General features: G+C 71.3%; 16 protein-coding genes. 6 read left to right on the forward strand and 10 right to left on the reverse strand.

The window, feature by feature from the left end; translation table 11 throughout:
* The first annotated feature begins 43 nt into the window (after positions 1 to 43).
* Entirely contained in the window at positions 44 to 1036 is a 993-nt protein-coding gene (locus MKW14_RS29395) for an aldo/keto reductase (RefSeq protein WP_240867448.1), read from the forward strand.
* 132 nt (positions 1037 to 1168) lie between these two features.
* Here the strand turns inward: MKW14_RS29395 and thpR are convergent, their stop codons facing one another.
* Entirely contained in the window at positions 1169 to 1741 is a 573-nt protein-coding gene (thpR, locus tag MKW14_RS29400) for an RNA 2',3'-cyclic phosphodiesterase (protein ID WP_240867451.1), read from the reverse strand.
* A 26-nt stretch (positions 1742 to 1767) separates the two neighbouring features.
* Here thpR and MKW14_RS29405 point away from each other — a divergent pair, with 26 nt between their 5' ends.
* Both MKW14_RS29405 and MKW14_RS29410 read left to right on the forward strand, forming a co-directional pair.
* Positions 1768 to 2283, forward strand: a complete 516-nt coding sequence (locus MKW14_RS29405) for a GNAT family N-acetyltransferase (RefSeq protein WP_240867453.1) — start codon at positions 1768 to 1770, stop codon at positions 2281 to 2283.
* A gap of 107 nt (positions 2284 to 2390) precedes the next feature.
* Entirely contained in the window at positions 2391 to 2978 is a 588-nt protein-coding gene (locus MKW14_RS29410; RefSeq protein ID WP_240867456.1) for a Uma2 family endonuclease, read from the forward strand.
* 9 nt (positions 2979 to 2987) lie between these two features.
* Here the strand turns inward: MKW14_RS29410 and MKW14_RS29415 are convergent, their stop codons facing one another.
* Positions 2988 to 4343 carry an MFS transporter gene (locus MKW14_RS29415; protein WP_240867460.1) on the reverse strand — a complete coding sequence of 452 codons (1356 nt, stop codon included), beginning with the start codon at positions 4341 to 4343 and terminating at the stop codon, positions 2988 to 2990.
* 94 nt (positions 4344 to 4437) lie between these two features.
* Positions 4438 to 4875, reverse strand: coding sequence for a MarR family winged helix-turn-helix transcriptional regulator (locus MKW14_RS29420; RefSeq protein WP_208782087.1), 438 nt, complete (start codon positions 4873 to 4875; stop codon positions 4438 to 4440).
* Positions 4876 to 5026: 151 nt separating this feature from the next.
* On the opposite strand from MKW14_RS29420, the gene MKW14_RS29425 reads away from it, so the two are divergent.
* Positions 5027 to 5209: a BrnA antitoxin family protein gene (locus MKW14_RS29425; RefSeq protein ID WP_240867462.1), complete on the forward strand. Its 183-nt coding sequence runs from the start codon at positions 5027 to 5029 to the stop codon at positions 5207 to 5209.
* Here the strand turns inward: MKW14_RS29425 and MKW14_RS29430 are convergent.
* Positions 5202 to 6653, reverse strand: a complete 1452-nt coding sequence (locus MKW14_RS29430; RefSeq protein ID WP_240867464.1) for an NCS2 family permease — start codon at positions 6651 to 6653, stop codon at positions 5202 to 5204. The genes MKW14_RS29425 and MKW14_RS29430 overlap by 8 nt on opposite strands.
* 111 nt (positions 6654 to 6764) lie before the next feature.
* On the opposite strand from MKW14_RS29430, the gene MKW14_RS29435 reads away from it, so the two are divergent.
* Positions 6765 to 7085 (forward strand): DUF2530 domain-containing protein, encoded by a 321-nt coding sequence (locus tag MKW14_RS29435; RefSeq protein ID WP_240867466.1) that lies wholly within the window; start codon positions 6765 to 6767, stop codon positions 7083 to 7085.
* 95 nt (positions 7086 to 7180) lie between these two features.
* Complete coding sequence (locus MKW14_RS29440; RefSeq protein ID WP_240867467.1) at positions 7181 to 9574, forward strand: HAD-IC family P-type ATPase; 2394 nt, start codon at positions 7181 to 7183, stop codon at positions 9572 to 9574.
* 12 nt (positions 9575 to 9586) lie between these two features.
* Here the strand turns inward: MKW14_RS29440 and MKW14_RS29445 are convergent, their stop codons facing one another.
* From MKW14_RS29445 to MKW14_RS29475, 6 genes are all read right to left on the reverse strand, one after another.
* Positions 9587 to 10369 carry a hypothetical protein gene (locus MKW14_RS29445; RefSeq protein WP_240867470.1) on the reverse strand — a complete coding sequence of 261 codons (783 nt, stop codon included), beginning with the start codon at positions 10367 to 10369 and terminating at the stop codon, positions 9587 to 9589.
* Between the two features lie 189 nt (positions 10370 to 10558).
* Positions 10559 to 13741 carry a sacsin N-terminal ATP-binding-like domain-containing protein gene (locus tag MKW14_RS29450; protein WP_240867472.1) on the reverse strand — a complete coding sequence of 1061 codons (3183 nt, stop codon included), beginning with the start codon at positions 13739 to 13741 and terminating at the stop codon, positions 10559 to 10561.
* 67 nt (positions 13742 to 13808) lie between these two features.
* On the reverse strand, positions 13809 to 16451 hold the full coding sequence (locus MKW14_RS41635; RefSeq protein WP_374116611.1) for an MFS transporter: 2643 nt from the start codon (positions 16449 to 16451) through the stop codon (positions 13809 to 13811).
* Entirely contained in the window at positions 16448 to 16915 is a 468-nt protein-coding gene (locus MKW14_RS29465; RefSeq protein WP_240867476.1) for a MarR family winged helix-turn-helix transcriptional regulator, read from the reverse strand. Before MKW14_RS29465 ends, MKW14_RS41635 begins: the two co-directional genes overlap by 4 nt.
* A gap of 92 nt (positions 16916 to 17007) precedes the next feature.
* Positions 17008 to 17478 (reverse strand): hypothetical protein, encoded by a 471-nt coding sequence (locus MKW14_RS29470; protein ID WP_240867478.1) that lies wholly within the window; start codon positions 17476 to 17478, stop codon positions 17008 to 17010.
* Between the two features lie 83 nt (positions 17479 to 17561).
* Complete coding sequence (locus MKW14_RS29475; RefSeq protein WP_240867493.1) at positions 17562 to 19142, reverse strand: IS1182 family transposase; 1581 nt, start codon at positions 19140 to 19142, stop codon at positions 17562 to 17564.
* Positions 19143 to 19217: the final 75 nt, after the last annotated feature.

Here is a 19217-nt window from a genome sequence, read left to right on the forward strand (position 1 = left end):
GGTCCTTGCCTAGAGCGCACTCCACGCCGTTGGCTAGGTGGTCATGAAGTACACGCAGCTCGGACGCACGGGACTCAAGGTCAGCCGACTCGTCCTCGGCACGATGAACTTCGGACCGCAGACGGACGAGGCCGACAGCCACGCGATCATGGACGCGGCGCTGGACGCCGGCATCAACTTCTTCGACACGGCCAATGTCTATGGGTGGGGCGAGAACAAGGGCCGTACCGAATCGATCATCGGCAACTGGTTCGCCAAGGGCGGCGAGCGGCGCGACAAGGTCGTCCTCGCCACCAAGGTGTACGGCAACATGGCCGCCGACGGCGAGTCGTGGCCCAACCACGACAAGCTCTCGGCGGTGAACATCCGGCGGGCGGTCGACGCGTCGCTCAAGCGGCTCCAGACCGACTACATCGACGTCTACCAGTTCCACCACGTCGACCGCGCCACCCCCTTCGAGGAGATCTGGCAGGCGATCGACACCCTGGTCACCCAGGGCAAGATCCTCTACGTCGGGTCCTCGAACTTCCCCGGCTACAAGATCGCCCAGGCCAACGAGACCGCCGCCCGGCGCGGCGGCACCATCGGCCTCGTCAGCGAGCAGTGCCTCTACAACCTCGCCGAGCGCCGCGCCGAGATGGAGGTCATCCCGGCCGCGCAGGAGTACGGCCTCGGGGTGATCCCCTGGTCGCCGCTGCACGGCGGTCTGCTGGGCGGTGTGATCAAGAAGGAGGTCGAGGGCGGACGCAGGGCGAGCGGCCGGGCCGCGGACGCCCTCGCCAACACCACCATCCGCGCGCAGATCCAGGCGTACGAGGACCGGCTCGACAAGCACGGTGTCGAGCCGGGTGAGGCCGCCCTCGCCTGGCTGCTCACCCGCCCCGGCGTGACCGGCCCGATCGTCGGCCCGCGCACCGCGCAGCAGCTGGAGTCGGCCCTGCGGGCGGTCGAGCTGGAGCTCAGCGAGGAGCTGCTGGCCGGCCTCGACGAGATCTTCCCCGGCCCGGGCCCCTCCCCGGAGGCCTTCGCCTGGTAGGCGGCACGGCGGTGTGGCGGCGGTCGGCTCGGCTACTTCCCGAGCGCCGCCGCCAACGCCACCACCACGAACAACAGCACGAGCACACCGGCCATGATCCGGTTCCGGGTCTTCGGGTCCACGTACCCGAGCCTAACCGGCCCCTCCGAGCGCCCAGCGGGCGACCGCCTCGTAGCGGGGCTGCTCCCCCGGCACCCCGGACTTCGGCAGGTCGCTGCGCACGAGAGCGAGTTCGGAGACCGTCCAGGTCCGGCTCGTGAAGTCCGCCAGGGCCGTCAGATACGGCCGTACGTCCCGCGCGTCCCGGCCGCGCGCGACCGTCAGGTGGGGCTTGTAGCGCCGGTGCTCCCCCATGTCCACCCCGGCCTTGCGCCCGGCCGCCTCCGCCCGGTCCGCGAGCAGCCGCAGCTCCTGTGTCTGGCCCTCGGCCCCCGTCCACAGCACCCGTCCGTGCCCGAACTGCCCGCCGCCGCGCAGCGCCAGCGCGAAGGCAGCCGACCGCCGGGCGGCCCGCCGCAGCCGGTCCGACAGTTCCGGTACGACGTCGTCGCCGACCTCGCCGTAGAAGGCGAGAGTGAAGTGCCATCCCGGCCGGCCTGTCCAGCGCAGGCCCTCCCCGCCCGGCAGCTTGCGCAACTCGTCCACCGCGGCGGCCAGTTCACCGGTCACGTCCTCGGGGGGCAGCACGGCGGCGAAGAGTCTCATGCGGACCACCCTGCCACCATGGGGGCATGGAGATCACCATCAGAGAAAGCGGACCCGACGACGTCCCCGTGATACTCGGCATGCTCGACAGCTGCGTGGAGTGGCTGGTGGCGCAGGGCCGCGGCGGCCAGTGGGGGACCGAGCCCCTGTCACGGCACGAGAAGACGGTGGCGTCGGTCGTCGGGTACATGGAGGAGGGCGTCGCCTACATCGCCGAGGCCGACGGCGTACCGGCCGCCACCCTCACGCTCACCGACGCCCCCGGCGCCTACCTCGCGGACCTGGAGCCACCGGGCGAGCCCGAGCGCTACATCCACTGGCTCGCCTCGGACCGCCGCTTCAAGGGCCACGGCATCGGCAGCGCGCTGCTCGCGCACGCGGCCGAGGAGACCCGGCGGGCGGGGATCTCCCTGCTGCGGGTGGACTGCTACGCGGGCGGCGACGGACGGCTCGTCCGCTACTACGAGAGCAACGGCTTCGCGCGGACGCAGACGTACGGCGGCGAGCGGTGGCCGGGACAGGTACTGGCCCGGAGGCTGTAGTCCTGCGGGCCGGTCTCGCCGTGACGTCCTGCGTGACCCGGTCACCGTGCGTATCGTTGTACCGCGCGGCTGCGTTTGTCCGGGACGCAGCGGGGAGGAGCGCCACGATGACCGTCCTGGAAGACAGGATCGAGATGGCCGACAGCGGTGACGAGCTCACACTCGACACGATGTTCGAGTGGCTCGAGAAGATGCCCATCCCCGAGGGATACAAGACCGAGATCGTCGGGGGTCAGATCTGTATGTCACCGCAGCGCCGCACTCATTGGCAGATCACTTTCGACATCCTCGACCAGTTGCGCAGCCGGTATCCCAGGAAGCGTCTGATGTCGGACGTCCGCATCGACTACCCCGGCCGCCTCAACGGATTCGCCACCGACGTCACGCTGATCGCCGAGGAGGCGCAGTGGGACGACAAGGGCCGCTGGCACTACAAGGACGTCGAATTCGTCGCCGAAGTGATCTCCAGGGACACCGCCGCCAACGACTACGGCCCCAAGAAGGCCACCTATGCCCTCGCGGACGTTCCGGTGTACCTGATCGTGGATCCGTACACCGGAACGTGGCACCTGCACACCCTGCCGAAGGACGGCGAGTACCGGGGCGAGGTCAGTCTCGACTTCGGCGACGACATCGACCTGACCGGGACGGTGGTCGGCCTCGTCCTCAAGACCGACGAGTTCCCCCGCGACTGACCCCGCTCCTCACGCCGCCGGCGCCAGTTCCTCGCGCGGTACGAACCGGACCACCGGGTGGCCCCGGTGCCAGCCGAGGGAGAGGCGGAGGTTGCCGACGCGGGCCAGGACCAGGCCGATGACGAGCGCCGCGCCCGCCGCGATCGCGCCGCCGACCGCCAGACCCGCCCGGACGCCGTAGGTGTCGGTGATCCAGCCGGCGATGGGCGCGCCGATCGGGGTGCCGCCCATGAACACCATCATGTAGAGCGACATCACCCGGCCGCGCATGGCCGGATCGGTGCCCATCTGGACCGTGGTGTTGGCGGTGACGTTGACCGTCATGCCGAACATGCCGATCGGGACCATGACCAGGGCGAAGAGCCACAGGGACGGCGCCGCGGCCGCCACCAGCTCCAGCACGCCGAAGGCCACCGCCGCCGCGATCATCACCCGCATCCGGGCGGTGCCGCGCCGGGCCGCGAGCAGGGCGCCGACCAGGGAACCGACCGCCATCAGCGTGTTGAAGGCGCTGTAGGAACCGGCTCCGGCGTGGAAGACGTCGTCCGCGAAGGCCGACAGGTACACCGGGAAGTTGAAGCCGAAGGTGCCGATGAACCCGATCAGGACGATGGTCCAGATCAGGTCGGGCCGCCCGGCCACGTACCGCAGGCCCTCCCGCAGCTGGCCCTTCCCGCGCGGGGCGCGCTGGACGGTGTGCAGCTCGCGCGCCCGCATCAGCAGCAGTCCCGCGATGGGCGCGGCGAACGACAGCCCGTTGAAGAGGAACGCCCAGCCGGTGCCCACGCCGGTGATCATCACGCCGGCGACGGCGGGGCCGACGAGGCGCGCGGACTGGAAGTTGGCGGAGTTCAGGCTGACCGCGTTCTGCAGCTGGTCCGGGCCGACCATCTCGGAGACGAAGGACTGCCGGGCCGGGTTGTCGACGACCGTGGCGAGACCGACGGCGAACGCGGCGACGTAGACGTGCCAGACCTGGACGTGGCCGGAGAGCGTGAGCAACGCCAGCGCGACCCCGGTGAGGGCCATCGCGGACTGGGTGAACAGCAGCGCGGGGCGCTTGGGCAGCCGGTCGACGAGGACGCCGCCGTAGAGGCCGAAGAGCAGCATCGGCAGGAACTGCAGGGCGGTGGTGACGCCGACGGCGGTCGCGGAGCCGGTGAGGCTGAGGACCAGCCAGTCCTGGGCGATGCGCTGCATCCAGGTGCCGATGTTCGAGACGACCTGGCCGGCGAAGAAGAGCCGGTAGTTACGGATCCGCAGCGAGCTGAACATCGAGGACTTGCGGGGGGCTGCGGGGGCGGGCGGTGAGGTGTGGGGGGTGGTCGGTGCGGGGGCGGATTCTGCTCCGGGTCCCGAACTCAAAGGGTTCGCCTCCTCTTTTCTTTGCTCGTTCGCCTCCGGGGAGCGCCGGTCGGTGTCCCCTGCGGCTCACTCGCGTGCGACGACGTACTGCTGCTTACAGGTGGGCGAGCTTCTCCAGCACGGGGGCGGCGGCGCGCAGTTTGGCCCACTCGTCCTCGTCCAGGCCCTCGACCAGGCCCGCCAGGAACGCGTTCCGCTTGGCGCGGCTCTCCGCGAGCATGGCCTCGGCCTGCTCGGTCTTGGTGACGACCTTCTGGCGCCGGTCCTCGGGGTGCGGCTCCAGCCGGACCAGTCCCTTGGCCTCCAGCAGCGCGACGATGCGGGTCATCGACGGCGGCTGGACGTGCTCCTTGCGGGCGAGCTCGCCCGGCGTGGCACTGCCGCAGTTCGACAGGGTGCCCAGCACCGACATCTCGGTGGGGCTCAGCGACTCGTCGACGCGCTGGTGCTTGAGCCGACGGGACAGCCGCATGACGGCTGAGCGAAGGGCGTTCACGGCGGCAGCGTCGTCGCCATGGGTGAGGTCCGGCATCTCTTTAGCGTAACTCATTACTCTCGCTAAACAAGCTGGCGCGCAAGCAGATTCCCGTGACCCTCGCCACTGAAACGGGAGCTTCACCCGTACGGGTGAGACGACGCCGGAAACTGACCGCTCGCCGGAAGCCGCCAGCGACCCTCGTCCCATGGGGACAGAAGTGCTCAGCCTGCGAATAGACCGGGAGCTGCTGGAGCGGCTCAGGGACCACGCGTCCAAAAGGGGAATGAGCGTCCAGGACTATGTCGTCCGGACGCTCATTCGTGATGACTTCGACGAGCGGTTCCAGACCGCCGTCGAGGAGACCGAGAGGTTCTACGGGGTCACGTGAGCCCCAGGGCCGGCATCAGGTAGTAGAAGCCGAACACCGCCGCGACGACGTACATCGGCACCGGGACCTCCCGGCCCCGGCCGGCCGCCAGCCGCAGGACGGCGAAGGTGATGAAGCCCATGCCGATGCCGTTGGTGATCGAGTAGGTGAAGGGCATCATCACCATCGTCACGAAGGCCGGGATGGCGAGCGTGTGGTCGGCCCAGTCGATCTCCTTGACCGATCCGGCCAGGATCAGGAAGCCGACCGCGAGCAGCGCCGGGGTGGCCGCCTGGGAGGGGACCATGGTGGCGACGGGGGTCAGGAACAGCGCCACGGCGAACAGCGCGCCGGTGACGACGTTCGCGAAGCCGGTACGGGCCCCTTCGCCGACGCCGGCCGTGGACTCCACGAAGCAGGTGGTGGCCGAGGAGGAGCTGGCGCCGCCGGCGGCGACCGCGATGCCGTCCACGAACAGGACCCTGTTGATGCCGGGCATCTCACCCTTGGCGTTGGTCAGCCTGGCCTCGTCGCTGACGCCCATGATCGTGCCCATCGCGTCGAAGAAGCACGACAGCAGCACGGTGAAGACGAACAGCACGCCGGTCAGCACGCCCACGTGGGAGAAGCCGCCGAAGAGGCTGACCTTGCCGATCAGGCCGAAGTCCGGGGTGGCGACCGGGTTGCCGGGCCACTTCGGGGTGGTCAGACCCCAGGACGGGACCTTCGCGACCGCGTTGACGATCACCGCGAGGACGGTCATCGTGACGATGGAGATCAGGATCGCGCCGGAGACCTTGCGGACGATCAGCGCGAGGGTCAGCAGCGCGCCCAGGATGAAGACCAGCACCGGCCAGCCGTTGAGGTGACCGTCGGCGCCGAGCTGGAGCGGGACGGTGGTCTGGGCGGCGTCCGGGATACGGGTGACGAAACCGGAGTCGACGAGCCCGATCAGCATGATGAACAGGCCGATGCCGATGGAGATCGCCTTGCGCAGGCTGTAGGGCACGGCGTTCATCACACGCTCGCGCAGTCCGGTGGCGACGAGCAGCATCACCACGAAACCGGCGAGGACGACCATGCCCATCGCGTCCGGCCAGGACATCCGGGGCGCGAGCTGGAGCGCGACGACCGAGTTCACGCCGAGGCCGGCCGCGAGCGCGATCGGCACGTTGCCGACGACGCCCATCAGCAGCGTGGTGAACGCCGCCGTCACGGCCGTGGCCGTCACCAGCTGGCTGTTGTCCAGGTGGTGCCCGTACATGTCCTTCGCGCTGCCCAGGATGATCGGGTTGAGCACGATGATGTAGGCCATCGCGAAGAAGGTGGCGAAGCCGCCACGGATCTCCCGGGCGAGCGTGCTGCCCCTTTCGGAGATCTTGAAGTAGCGGTCGAGCGCACCGGACGCGGGCAGGGCCCCGGGCTGGTCGGGGGCGGGGACCTTGGTGGGGGCCGAGCTGGACATTGGAGGTTCCTACGAGCAGATACGGACAGACGGAAACTGTTTCAGTATGAACATATGAACACAGGGGCGCTATCTCCGCGCGTAGACCTGATCACCTCGTAAGCTGGGCGCATGGCGAAGTGGACCCCGCAGCACGAGGCGCCGGAGCCCCTGGAGGGCCCCGTCGTCGCCACCATCACCGGCGGCACGATCCTCTGGTTCGTCCTCTTCCTGGCGCAGCTGCCGTTCTACGGCTGGTTCGACGACCACGGGCACACCTGGTGGCTGTGGACCTGCCTCACCGGAGGGGTCCTCGGGCTGTACGGCGTCTGGTTCGTCCGGAAGCGGGACGCGGCGATCAAGCGGTCGGCGGCCCAGAAGGACGGGGCCGCGCTCCGCGACGGATCCGCGCACGGAGAAGGGTCGGTACTCGGGGAGGGGGCGGCCGAGTAGGCCGTACAACCACCGCACGAGTCCGCTCCTCCCGTGGTCGGATCTTTCGGTCACTCGGCGGGTGAGGGCCCAAAACCGCACGTACCGTCGAATGCATGGCACACATCGACGCGGGCGCCGAACTCGATCCTGTGCACCCCGTACCCCTGCCGGTGGCGACCCGCGGACTGACCGCGGCCGAGGTCGCCGAGCGGGTGGCGCGCGGACAGGTCAACGACGTACCGGTGCGCAGCAGCCGGTCGATGGGCGAGATCGTCCGGGCGAACGTCTTCACCCGGTTCAACGCGATCATCGGTGTGCTGTGGCTGATCATGCTGTTCGTCGCGCCCTTCCAGGACAGCCTGTTCGGGTACGTGATCCTCGCCAACACCGGGATCGGGATCATCCAGGAGTGGCGGGCCAAGCGGACCCTGGACTCGCTCGCGGTGATCGGGGAGGCCCGGCCGACGGTACGGCGGGACGGGGTGGCGGGTGAGGTCAGTACGGCGCAGATCGTGCTGGACGACCTGATCGAGGTCGGACCCGGGGACAAGGCCGTGGTCGACGGGGTGTGCGTCGAGGCCGACGGGCTGGAGATCGACGAGTCACTGCTGACCGGTGAGGCCGACCCGGTGGTCAAGCGGCCCGGCGACCGCATCATGTCCGGCAGTTTCGTGGTCGCCGGCGGTGGCGCGTTCCAGGCGACCAAGGTGGGCCGCGAGGCCTACGCCGCCCAGCTCGCCGAGGAGGCCTCCCGCTTCACCCTCGTCCACTCCGAACTGCGCTCCGGCATCTCCACCATCCTCAAGTACGTCACCTGGATGATGATCCCGACCGCGATCGGCCTGGTGATCAGCCAGCTGTTCGTCAAGCAGCACGGCCTCAAGGACTCGATCGCGCGCACGGTCGGCGGCATCGTCCCGATGGTCCCCGAGGGGCTGGTCCTGCTGACCTCCGTGGCCTTCGCGATAGGCGTGATCCGCCTTGGCCGGAAACAGTGCCTGGTGCAGGAACTCCCCGCCATCGAGGGCCTCGCCCGCATCGACACCGTCTGCCTCGACAAGACCGGCACCCTCACCGAGGGCGGCATGGACGTCACCGAGCTCAGGCCGCTGCAGGGCGCGGACGAGTCGTACGTGCGCAAGGTGCTCGGCGCCCTCGGCGAGGCGGACCCCCGGCCCAACGCCTCCCTGCAGGCGATCATCGACGCCTACCCGGACGTCGAGGACTGGCGCCGCACCGAGGCGCTGCCCTTCTCCTCCGCCCGCAAGTACAGCGGCGCCACCTTCGACGAGGGCGACGGCGAGACCAGCACCTGGCTGCTGGGGGCGCCGGACGTCCTGCTCGGCGCGGACGATCCCGCCCTCCTGGAGACCGAACGCCTCAACGAACAGGGGCTACGGGTCCTGCTGCTGGCCCGCACCTCCCGCGACCTGGACGACGCCGAGCCGGCCCGGGGCGCCCGTCCCACCGCCCTGGTCGTACTGGAGCAGCGGCTGCGTCCGGACGCGGCCGACACCCTGCGCTACTTCGCCGAGCAGGACGTCCACGCCAAGGTCATCTCCGGTGACAACGCGGTGTCGGTGGGCGCGGTGGCGGCCAAGCTGGGCCTGAACGGCACGACGGTGGACGCCCGCAGCCTCCCCACCGGGCAGGAGGAGATGGCGAAGGCGCTGGACGACGGCACGGTCTTCGGCCGGGTCACCCCGCAGCAGAAGCGCGACATGGTGGGGGCGCTGAAGTCCCGGGGGCACACGGTCGCGATGACCGGGGACGGCGTGAACGACGTACTGGCCCTGAAGGACGCGGACATCGGCGTCTCGATGGGCTCGGGCTCGGAGGCCACCCGGGCGGTGGCGCAGATCGTCCTGCTGAACAACAGCTTCGCGACGCTGCCGTCGGTGGTGGCGGAGGGCCGCAGGGTGATCGGCAACATCACCCGGGTGGCGACCCTGTTCCTCGTGAAGACGGTCTACTCGGTCCTGCTGGCCGTCATGGTGGTCTGCTGGCGGGTCGAATACCCCTTCCTGCCCCGCCACCTGACCCTGCTGTCCACGCTGACCATCGGCGTCCCGGCCTTCTTCCTCGCCCTGGCCCCCAACACGGAGCGCGCGAAACCCCACTTCGTGCGCAGGGTCATGCGGTACTCGATCCCGGGCGGGGTGGTGGCGGCGGTGGCCACGTTCATCACCTATCTGATCGCCCGTCACCACTACACGGGCGCGGGCCAGTTGGACGCGGAGACGAGCGCGGCGACCCTGACCCTGTTCCTGATCTCCATGTGGGTCCTGGCGATCATCGCCCGCCCCTACACCTGGTGGCGCGTGGTCCTGGTCGCCGCGATGGGCGTGGCCTTCCTGTTCGTCCTGATCGTCCCCTGGCTCCAGCACTTCTTCGCACTGAAGCTGGTGGGCGTGACGATGCCGTGGATCGCGGTCGGCATCGCGGTGGTGGCGGCGGCCACCCTGGAGGTGCTGTGGAGGTGGGTGGACCGCCGCATCCCCGTATAGGACCGGTGCCGCTTACCTGACGTCGACGAAGTCGCCCGTGGCGCTGACCGCCGGGGTCGTCGTGGTGCCCGCGAAGGAGTAGCGGAAGTAACCGTCGACCGTGGCCTTGGTGGTGGTCTTCAGGGTGCCCGTCGAGCTGGTGGTGATGGTCTTGAGGGTGGTGTAGGTGCTGGAGCCCTTCTTACGGAACTGCAGCTTCACCTTCTGGCCGGCGTAGCCCGAGTACTTGCCGGCGTCCCAGTTGGCGCGGGTCAGAGAGCCCGTGACCGTGATGGTCTTGCCCTTCTTGACCGGCTCCGGGGTGGCGTTGACCGTCAGCTTGGACAGACGCTGGACGAGGACCTTGCCGAGGCCGTTCCCGAAGGTGGGATTGTCGTCCTTGTCGAAGGCGACACCGCCTGCCTGCCAGGCGCCGGCGATGCTGTTGACCAGATCCGCGCGGCTGGCGCTGAGGGTGGCCTTGCAGCTCTCGACAGTCGTTGAGGTGTCCGTGCAGGTGCCCAGGTCGTCCGGGGCGACACCGTACTGGGACGACTCGATGCTGGAGCCGCGGTAGATCACCGGGATGGTGGAGAAGTCGCTGCTCTTGAGCGTGGCGGCGTGGGTCACCGTGTAGGTGACCGAGAACTTCACGGAGCCCGTGGCGGGCACGACGACGGCCTTGCCGCCGTTGACCTTCATGTTGGAGAAGGTGACGTCCAGCGTCGTACTGCCGGCGGCGTGCGCGGCCGGCGCGACGAACGCGGAGAGAGCCAGGGCGCCGGTGACGGCGGCCACGGTGGCACGTATGCGCATGTGTTCCCCATGGGGAGAAAGAGATCTTAGGAGCCTGTTGGCTCAGCGGATCAGATCCGTGACGGCTGTGAATGGTTGTACGACTCCGCGGACTTTGTTCGTTGATGACGAAGCCGTTGCGAGGTACGGAGAAACGGCCGCCCGGAGAATCCTCCGGACGGCCGCAGTCGAAGGGCCGCTCGGCGTCGGTCAGTCGAACCAGCGGTCCCGGGCCAGTTCCTCCGTCCGGGACGGGTCCTCCAGGAGGGCTGCCACCTCGAAGCGGCGGGGCCACTGGCCGGCGGCCCAGGCGAGGCCGGCCGCCACGCCCTCCAGGGTGGCCGCGTGGAGGGTGCCGTCGGTGGTGAGGCGCCAGTCCAGTTCGGTGCCGTCGACGAGGAGTTCGTCGTGTTCGACGTAGGTCGCGGGGGTGCGGGGGCCCAGCAGGACCCGTACCGCCTCCGGTACGTCGTGTTCCGTGCCCTGCGAGTCCACCGAGCCCGGCACCGACTCGCTCAGCCGCCGCACCTGGAAGAGTTCGGCCAGTTCGGCGGCGCGGGCGGGGCGGACCGGGAGCAGGGGGACGCCCTCGGTGAAGGGCAGCAGGTCCGGGGAGTCGACGACCACCGCGTCGGACGCGTCCACCACCGTCACGCGGCCGTCGACGACCGCGCGCAGCTCGTCGGGGAGGGTCACCTGCTCGGGGTCCAGGTCCGCCAACGCGCCGTACAGGGCGTGCAGTTGGGCGGCGGTGACCGGGCGGTCCGGGTCGGCGAGGCGGTCCAGCAGCTCCGCGGCGCCGCCCGGTTCGTCCAGGAGCGCCGGGACGGACGTCCGTACGCCCAGTGCCCGCAGCACCTGCTCGTCCTCGAAGCCGGTGGCGTCCGCCTCGTCGTACAGGCCGCGCAGCAGCGGGTCCCCGCCGGACGCCAGCAGGCCCGCCGGGCGGCGGCCGTCCAGCACCGGGTGGCCGCGCAGCCACCATGCCGTGTACGGCCGTACGACCTCGTGGGTGCCGTCGGGCAGGAGGACGCGGACCGGCTGGGTGAGCGCGTCGCGCAGGGGCGGCCGGGCGAGCAGGGCCAGGGCCTGGGGCCACTTGTCGTCGTCCACCAGGTCCAGGTCCCGTACGGCGATCAGCTCGGTGGCGACGGGCGGCACCGGGGCGTCCGGGAAGCGGTCGAGGACGTCCTCGCTCCACACGTCCACGGCGTCCAGCAGCCCCGCGTCGTCGGGCTCGGCGAAGTCCCCTTCGCGCGGCTCCAGTTCGTCGGGGTCGAGGACCACGTCGGTGGCCCGGACGAGGGCGAAGTCGGCGAGCACGCCACAGGCGGCGAGCGGCTCCTGGCCCCACTTGTCGGCCAGTTCGGCGTCCACCGTGGCGAGTTCGCCCTCGCGGATCACCTGGTGGAAGGGGCTGCCGGGGAAGACCAGTTCGCCGGCCGGGGCCGGCTCCCCGTCCTCGTCGGGCAGGGCGAGGGCGCCGAGCCACGGCTCGTCCCCGGGTTCGAGGCCGGCGTCCCGCACCAGCCCGAGCACGGTGTCCGCCAACTCCTCGGCGTCCGGGGTGTCCTGCTCCCAGTCCAGGCCGCCCTCGTCGTCCAGGGAGGCGGCGACGGCCGCCCGGACCTGGGGCGTGGTGAGCACCGCGCGGGGCGTCGCGGGCAGCGCGCCCAGCTTCTCCAGCAGGGGGTGCGCCGCGTCCGGGTGGGCGACCTTCAGACCGAGCCGGGCCAACACCTCCGGGTCGATCCGGGAGGCGTCCGCGGTGGGCAGCAGCACCTGGCGCGGGCCGATCGTCGTCCGCCCGTCGGCCAGCGGCACGGGCAGCCCGGACAGCCGGTCCGGGTCGACGCCGGCGAGGCTGTCGTAGAGCCGGCGCCACCAGCCGGGCTCCTTCTCCAGCCCGGCGAGCCGGTCCACGGCGTCCGTCAGCGGCACCCGGGCGACGCCCAACGTCCGCAGTTCCGCCCGCCGTTCGAGCCCGGCGGGCAGCAGGGTGGGCAGCACCTCGGCCAGCACCCGCACGGTGTCGGCCCCGGCGCCCTCGACGATCTCGGCGTCCCGGGGGCGCAGGGACTCGGGGAGGTCGAGGTCGGGTCCGTGGTCCTCGCCGGGCTCGGCGGTGGCGGTCCGCAGGGTGTCGGGGAGGTCGGAGTCGTCCTCGGCGGAGACCAGCGCCGGGGGCAGGAAGGACGTGCGCGGGAGCCGCTCCAGGACGGCCGCGCGCAGGGCGCCGTCCAGCTCTCCCTTGCCGAGCGGGCCGGGGACGAGGCCGACGACGCCCTCGGTCACCGGCCGCCAGGCGGCGAGGAGTTCGGCGTAGGAGTCGGCGGCGCGCTGGACGAGGAAGTCGGTCAGCGGGCCGGGCGCGGCGTGGCGGCGGGTGGTGTCGAGGGGGAAGGAGGCGATGAGGAGGGCGGGAACGCCCAGGGGCTCGTCGCTCGGGGTCGGCGCGTGGACGACGGGGCTCGTGCGCGGGCGGGCCGGGCTGCCGTCCGCGTCGGCCGGTACGGCCCAGGTGACCGACCAGTGGGGACGCAGCCGCTCCTCCACCGGCCGGTCGGCGAGGAGGTCCGGGGTGAGGGCGCCCTGCGCGGAGACGGTGCGCCAGCGGGTCGTACCGCCCCGCGAGTCCTCCACGACCGTGAAGGGCCCGTCGGTGCCGCGCCGCAGGGTGCGGACGGTGTCCGTCTCGACGACGACCTCCGCCAGGCCGGGAAGGGCGAGCAGGAGGGCGTCGTCGACGGCGTCGAGCAGCCGCTCCGCGAGGTCGGTGGCGGCGGGGTCGCGCAACGGCAGGATGACGACGGTGTCGTACGGGTCCGGGGCCGAGCCCTCGGCGGCGAACGGGAGCCGCAGCAGCGGTACGTGCCCGTCCCGGCGCCGGATCTCGTCGCCGAGCCCGGGGCTGTGCCGTGCCGTGTCGGCGGCCAGCTCGCGCGCCTCGGCCAGCGACCAGCGCACACCGCCGTGCCGGCCGACGACCGCGGGCTCGTCGGTGACGGCGAGGACGGCCGCGAAGCCGACACCGAACCGGCCGACCGCGCCCTGCCCGCTCTCCCGCTTGGCGGAGGCGCGGAGGGTGGCCAGGGACTCGACGCCGGCCGCGTCGAGCGGGGCGCCGGTGTTGGCGGCGACGAGGACGCCGTCGCGAAGGGTCAGCCGCAGGCGGCCGGGCACCCCGGCGCGGGCCGCCGCGTCGGCCGCGTTCTGGGCGAGCTCGACGACGAGACGGTCCCGGTAGCCGCCGAGGACGAGGTCCTCCTCGGCGTTGGCGTCCTCACGGAAGCGGGCGGGACTGGTGGCCCAGGCGTCGAGCACACCGCGGCGCAGACGGGCGGTGCCGAAGGGGTCCGCTCCCTCGGGGGCCGGCCGCACGAACTTGCTCACGTTCACTCTCCTCGTCGACGTGAGCACGAAGGTACCGCCGTACGGCCCGGCTCCGCGCCGGGGGCGGTCACCGGCCGAGATCCAGGTCGACCGATGGGGTGTCGGCGCTGTCGAGGGTGACGGTGGCGGAGGCGGGCGGGTGGCCGCCGGCGACAAGGGTGTAGGCGCCGGGCGTCAGGTCGGTGAGGGTGTAGGTGCCGTCGTCGGCGGTGCGGGCCGAGGCCACGAGGACGCCGTCGGCGTCGAGCAGCGTGATGCGGGCGTCGGCGACGGGCCGGCCGGTGCGGGCATGGCGGACGGTGCCGGCGACCGTGCCCGCGGGGTGCAGGGTCACGTCCTGGCGCGTGGCACCGCGTCCGTCGACGTCGACCGGTACGGCGGCCGGGCGGTGTCCGTAGGCGCTCACCTGGAGGGTGCACGCGCCCGGGGGCAGGCCGGGGATCGTGTAGGTGCCGTTCGCCGCGGTGGTCGTGGTCGACAGGACCTCGCCGTGGGCGTCGAGGACGACGACGGTCGCCTCGCCGACCGGGGCCTTGTCGGCGTCGCGGACGGTGCCGTGCAGGCCCGTGGCACCGGTCAGCGTCACCGTGCGGGAGACGGGCCGGTCGCCGACGGTGAGGTCGACGGCCCTGGGCTGGTGGCCCTCGGCCGACACGACCAGCACATAGGAGCCGGGCGGGGGCTGGGGCAGCCCGTAGGCGCCGTCCTCGCGGGTACGGGCCCGGGCGGTCTGGCGACCGCGCTGATCGACGAGGGTGAGCGTGGCGCCGCCGACGGGACGCCCGTCGTCCCCCTCGACGCGACCCGCGAGGCCGGTGACGCTCCCGGAACTCGTCACCGGGGCGGGGGCGTCCCCGGAGTCCGGGGTGGCGGCAGCCTCCTCACCGGAGTTCGTCGCGGCCTCGGCAGGGGCGTTCCGGTGAGCGGTGAGAGTCGCGGCGGGGGCGTTCCCGGAGTTCGCGGGTGGTCCGGCGGCCGCTGTCCGGGGGCGGGTGCGGCCTCGGATCAGGGAGGCCGCCGCGGCGGCCAGGGACATCGCGATGGCCAGGGAGAAGACCACGCTCAGGCCGTCGTGGAACGGCGGCGAGATCAGGTGGGGGAAGAACTCCCGCCCGGTCAGGTTCGCGGCGTTGGCCGCCGGGAGGTGACCGAGAATCGTGCCGCCGAGCAGGTTCTGGATGGGGTTGTAGCCGAGGAAGGCGGCGAACAGGACGCCCACGGGCGGGAGTTGGGCGACGGCGTGCGCGGCCTGGGCCGGGACCCCCTGCGCGGTCAGCCCGGAGGACAGCGTGTGCGGCAGCGAGCCGGAGAGCCCGGCCACCATGAGCGAGAAGAAGACGCCCATCGACAGGACCATGCCCGCGTTCTGGAACGTGGCCCGCATCCCGGAGGCCGCGCCACGGGCGTCGGCCGGCACGCTCGACATGATGATCGACGTGTTGGGCGCGGCGAACAGGCCACCGCCGAGGCCGTTGAGGAAGATCAGCAGCGCGAAGACCCAGTAGTCGAAGTCGGTGGGCAGGACGAGCAGTCCGGCGAAGGACGCGGCCATCACCACGAACCCGGCGGCCGCGAACAACCGCGCTCCGTACTTGTCCGACAGGTACCCGGAGACCGGCCCGGCCACCAGGAAGCCCACGGTCAGCGGCAGCATGTAGATCCCGGCCCACAGCGGGGTGTCGGCGTAGTCGTAGCCGTGCAGCGGCAGCCAGATGCCCTGCAGCCAGATGATGAGCATGAACTGCAGCCCGCCGCGCGCTATGGAGCCCAGCAGCGCGGCCGCGTTGCCGCCGGCGAAGGCGGTGTTGCGGAACAGGCGCAGGGGGAACATCGGTTCGGCGACCCGCGCCTCGATCACGCAGAAGGCGCCGAGTACGACGACACCGCCGATCAGCCCGGCCAGCACCCAGGGGTTGGTCCAGCCCATGGTGTGGCCGCCGTAGGGCTGGATGCCGTAGGTGATGCCGGCGAGCAGCGCGGTCAGTCCGACGGCGAAGGAGATGTTGCCCCACCAGTCCATCCGCCCCGGCGTGCGGACACCGGTCTCGTGCAGCGACTTGTACGCCCACACCGTGCCGATGAGGCCGATGGGGACGTTGACCCAGAAGACCGAGCGCCAGTTCCACGTCACCAGCGCCCCGCCCAGCACCAGGCCGACGAACGACCCGGCGATGCCCGCGACCATGTTGACCCCGAGGGCCATGCCCCGCTGCCGGGCCGGGAAGGCGTCGGTGAGGATGGCCGCGGAGTTGGCCATCAGCATGGCGCCGCCGACGGCCTGCGCGATCCGCCAGCCGATCAGCCACAGCGCCCCGCTCGCCCCGTGGAAGGGGTCGAGGGAGAGGATCACCGAGGTCACGGTGAAGATCAGGAAACCGGCGTTGTAGATGCGGACGCGGCCCCACATGTCGCCGAGCCGCCCGAGGGCGACCACCAGCACGGCGGTGACCAGCATGTAGCCCATGAGCATCCACAGCAGGTAGCTCACGTTGGACGGCTGGAGCGGATCGAGCCGGATGCCGGTGAAGATCCCGGGCAGCGAGATCAGCACGATCGAGCTGTTGATGGTCGCGAGCAGGATGCCGAGGGTGGTGTTGGTCAGCGCCACCCATTTGTAGCGGGGGTGGTCGACGCCGATCCAGGCGGTGCGTCGGCGGGACGGTCCGCCGGGCGGGACGGCGGTGCGGTGGGACGTTTCCTCCGTGGTCATGGGCTGCTCTTTCCTCGGGAGGATACGGAAAGGTCCTCGTCGGCCATCCGCCGCAGCAGCGGCAGGGCGGTCCGCACGGCCGACCCCAGGACCTGGAGCTCGTCCTCGGAGAGCGCGGCCATCAGGCCGACCAGCCGCGCGTTGCGCGCCTGCCTGAGCTCGGTCAGCGCCTCGCGTCCGGTGTCGGTGATGGTGACCAGGGCCACCCGGCCGTCGTCGGGATCGCCGACCCGGGTCGCCAGCCCCTGGTTCTCCAGCCGCCCGACGAGCTGGGTCATCGAGGGCTGGGTGACGCCTTCCGCCGCCGCCAGCGCGGTCAGCCGCACCGGGCCTTCCCGCTCCAGCCGGCCAAGGGTCGAGGCGGTCGTGTAACTCATCCCCCGGCGGTCCGCCAGGCTCCGGACCACGATCCCGGCCATGTGCGTCAGCGTCCGCGCGATGTCTTCCGATGCTGCGTGGTCCATACACCTAAAAATATCACGCGCCTATATAGGGACCCTATTAAAAACGGGTAAGAAGGCCGGCCCATCGCCGTGGGATGGTGCGTGGAGCGTGCTCAGCCGGCCGTCGGAGGCGGTGGGGCCAGGATCAGCGGCCACGCCTCGCCGGAGTGGACGTCGGCCACGATCTGCTCGGCTGCCGCACCGGCCGGTGCCGACAGCACGGCCGTCACGTCGAGTGCCCGGTCGTACCGGCCGCCGACGACGGGCGTACTCACCCGCAGCAGCCGGACCGCGTCCGGCCGGACAAGCGGGCGCTCCGGGAATCCGGCCCCGTCGATCCCCAGCGCGTCGAGCACGGCCCGGTGGACGACGATCTCGACGGTCAGGACGTCACCGTCCACCCGCCGCTCGGCCCAGCCGTCCGTCCGCACGAGCAGGAAGGTGCCGTCGCCGTCGTAGGCGTACGAGAACAGCGCGGCGACGGCCCGCTCCTCCGCGGTCCCCGCCGGATCCACCACCACGGCGACCACGACCGCATCCGGGGCTTCCGGGTCCATGCCGTCGCGTACCCAGAGCTGTGCCATCGGTGAGGTCCCCCCGCGGGCTAGAAGGCTCGTGAAGATCTTGTTGAGGGGCTGTCCGGCCGCAGGCCGGGCGGCCCCTTCGGTTATGCGCTGGTTGGGGTGAGGTGCCAGGTGCCGTTGGCTCGGGTGAGTCCGAGGTTGATGAGTCGGCGGAGGTTGAGGGCGGCGGCGCGGGTGTGGAGCCAGGTGTCGTTCTTGATGGTGCCGCGGTAGCGCAATCGGCGGTTGCCTTGTTGGACGATCCAGGCGACGGCGCGCTCGACCGGAGGTCTCCAACGGCGGTAGTCGGCCTGCCAGTTGGCGTCTGTGGTGGCCTGGTGGCGGGCGGCCGCGAGGAGGTCGTGGTGGGGGCGGATGGTCAGGATGCGTCCGGCCTTGGCCTTGGTGCACCGTTCACGCAGGGGGCAGCCGGTGCACAGGTCCCCGAAGGCTGCCTTGCGCTGGTGGTGCTGCCCACCGGGGCCGGAGAGCGCAACGGTGTGCTTTTGTGGGCAGGTCACGGTGGCGGCGGTGGTGTCGATGGCGAAGTCGTCGAAGGTGAAGCCGCCGGGAACGGCGGGCCGCAGCGGGGCGGGTTTGAAAAACAGCCGGTGTCCTTGCTGCTGAAGGGTGTGGCGGGCATCGCCGGTGGAGTAGGCGGTGTCACCGAAGGCGTCCACCGGGGCGTCCTCGTCGGCGAGCAGGCCGATGCCGACGGCGGCTTCGTGGTGCTCGGCTCCGGCACCGGGCCGCAGGGCGACGGCCGTGTATAACCCGGTCTCGGGCTCGACGGCGAGGTGGGCCTTGAAGCCGTCTTGCCGGTGGGTCCGGGTCTTGTGCACGTGGCGGGCTTCGGGGTCGACGGTGGAGACCATCCGGCCCGGGGCGGTGCCCCGGGTGATGCGCCAGCGTCCGTCGCGGCCGTCGGAGTCCTCGGCCGGCTCGACGTCCTGCCCGGCGACCAGGGCCAGGATGCCGACCGCGTTGGCGGCCTTCTCGCCCAGCTGCTGCTCGGGCAGGTGGCCCAGCAGCCGCACCGCGTCGCCGACCAGGGCATCGACCAGCTCGGCGCGGGCCTGCTCGTCGTTCCAGGCGATGCGGGGCTTGCCCGGCTCGGTGTAGTCGTGCGCGGTGCACTGCACGGCCGACACCTGCCCGGCGCCGGGAACCTCGCGGATCACCGCCCGGATCGCGGCGATGATCTGGGTGACGGTGTCCTGGGTGGCCACCGCGTCGTCCAGCACCGTGGAGTCCAGCGCCCGGCGGTGCTTGCCCTTCAGGACACCGGTGGCCTTCACGACCTCACGCACCGCCTCGAAGACCCGGTTCGGCCGGGCGGAGCGGGCCAGGCGGCGGCGGAAGTAGGCCAGCAGCGACGGGTCGAACGCCATGTCGTTAAGACCCAGCCCGCACGCAGCCTTCCACCGCAGATCACACCGCAGTTCCTGGACCGTCTCGAAATCCGACAGCCCGTGCAGGGCCTGCAGCGTGATCGCAGCGGCCAGGATCTGCGGCGGCATGCTCGGCCGCCCATTCGCCGACGGATACATGTCCGCGAACATCTCCGCCGGAAACAGGGCACTCCGATGCTCGGCCAGGAACGCGAACACGCTTCCTGCCGGGATCAACTCCCCGCACGTCTCCCACACATCCGGCCCGACGGTCTCCCCGACCCACTCGCCCATCGCCACACCAACGAGTCTGGCCCCGCCGCTCACGCGGCAGGGCCAGAACCCCAAGATCTTCATGGGCCTTCTAGG

It is taken from the genome of Streptomyces gilvus (assembly GCF_022513565.1).
GTDB classification, from domain to species: Bacteria; Actinomycetota; Actinomycetes; order Streptomycetales; family Streptomycetaceae; genus Streptomyces; species Streptomyces gilvus.

Bases quoted from the DNA above. Each gene is read 5' to 3' on its own strand.
- MKW14_RS29445 (WP_240867470.1), bottom strand. From the start codon at position 10,369: ATGCGCATACGTGCCACCGTGGCCGCCGTCACCGGCGCCCTGGCTCTC.
- MKW14_RS29405 (WP_240867453.1), top strand. From the start codon at position 1,768: ATGGAGATCACCATCAGAGAAAGCGGACCCGACGACGTCCCCGTGATA.
- MKW14_RS29470 (WP_240867478.1), bottom strand. From the start codon at position 17,478: ATGGCACAGCTCTGGGTACGCGACGGCATGGACCCGGAAGCCCCGGAT.
- MKW14_RS29430 (WP_240867464.1), bottom strand. From the start codon at position 6,653: ATGTCCAGCTCGGCCCCCACCAAGGTCCCCGCCCCCGACCAGCCCGGG.
- MKW14_RS29410 (WP_240867456.1), top strand. From the start codon at position 2,391: ATGACCGTCCTGGAAGACAGGATCGAGATGGCCGACAGCGGTGACGAG.
- thpR (WP_240867451.1), bottom strand. From the start codon at position 1,741: ATGAGACTCTTCGCCGCCGTGCTGCCCCCCGAGGACGTGACCGGTGAA.
- MKW14_RS29435 (WP_240867466.1), top strand. From the start codon at position 6,765: ATGGCGAAGTGGACCCCGCAGCACGAGGCGCCGGAGCCCCTGGAGGGC.
- MKW14_RS29425 (WP_240867462.1), top strand. From the start codon at position 5,027: ATGGGGACAGAAGTGCTCAGCCTGCGAATAGACCGGGAGCTGCTGGAG.
- MKW14_RS29475 (WP_240867493.1), bottom strand. From the start codon at position 19,142: ATGGGCGAGTGGGTCGGGGAGACCGTCGGGCCGGATGTGTGGGAGACG.
- MKW14_RS29395 (WP_240867448.1), top strand. From the start codon at position 44: ATGAAGTACACGCAGCTCGGACGCACGGGACTCAAGGTCAGCCGACTC.
- MKW14_RS29440 (WP_240867467.1), top strand. From the start codon at position 7,181: ATGGCACACATCGACGCGGGCGCCGAACTCGATCCTGTGCACCCCGTA.
- MKW14_RS41635 (WP_374116611.1), bottom strand. From the start codon at position 16,451: ATGACCACGGAGGAAACGTCCCACCGCACCGCCGTCCCGCCCGGCGGA.
- MKW14_RS29465 (WP_240867476.1), bottom strand. From the start codon at position 16,915: ATGGACCACGCAGCATCGGAAGACATCGCGCGGACGCTGACGCACATG.
- MKW14_RS29420 (WP_208782087.1), bottom strand. From the start codon at position 4,875: ATGCCGGACCTCACCCATGGCGACGACGCTGCCGCCGTGAACGCCCTT.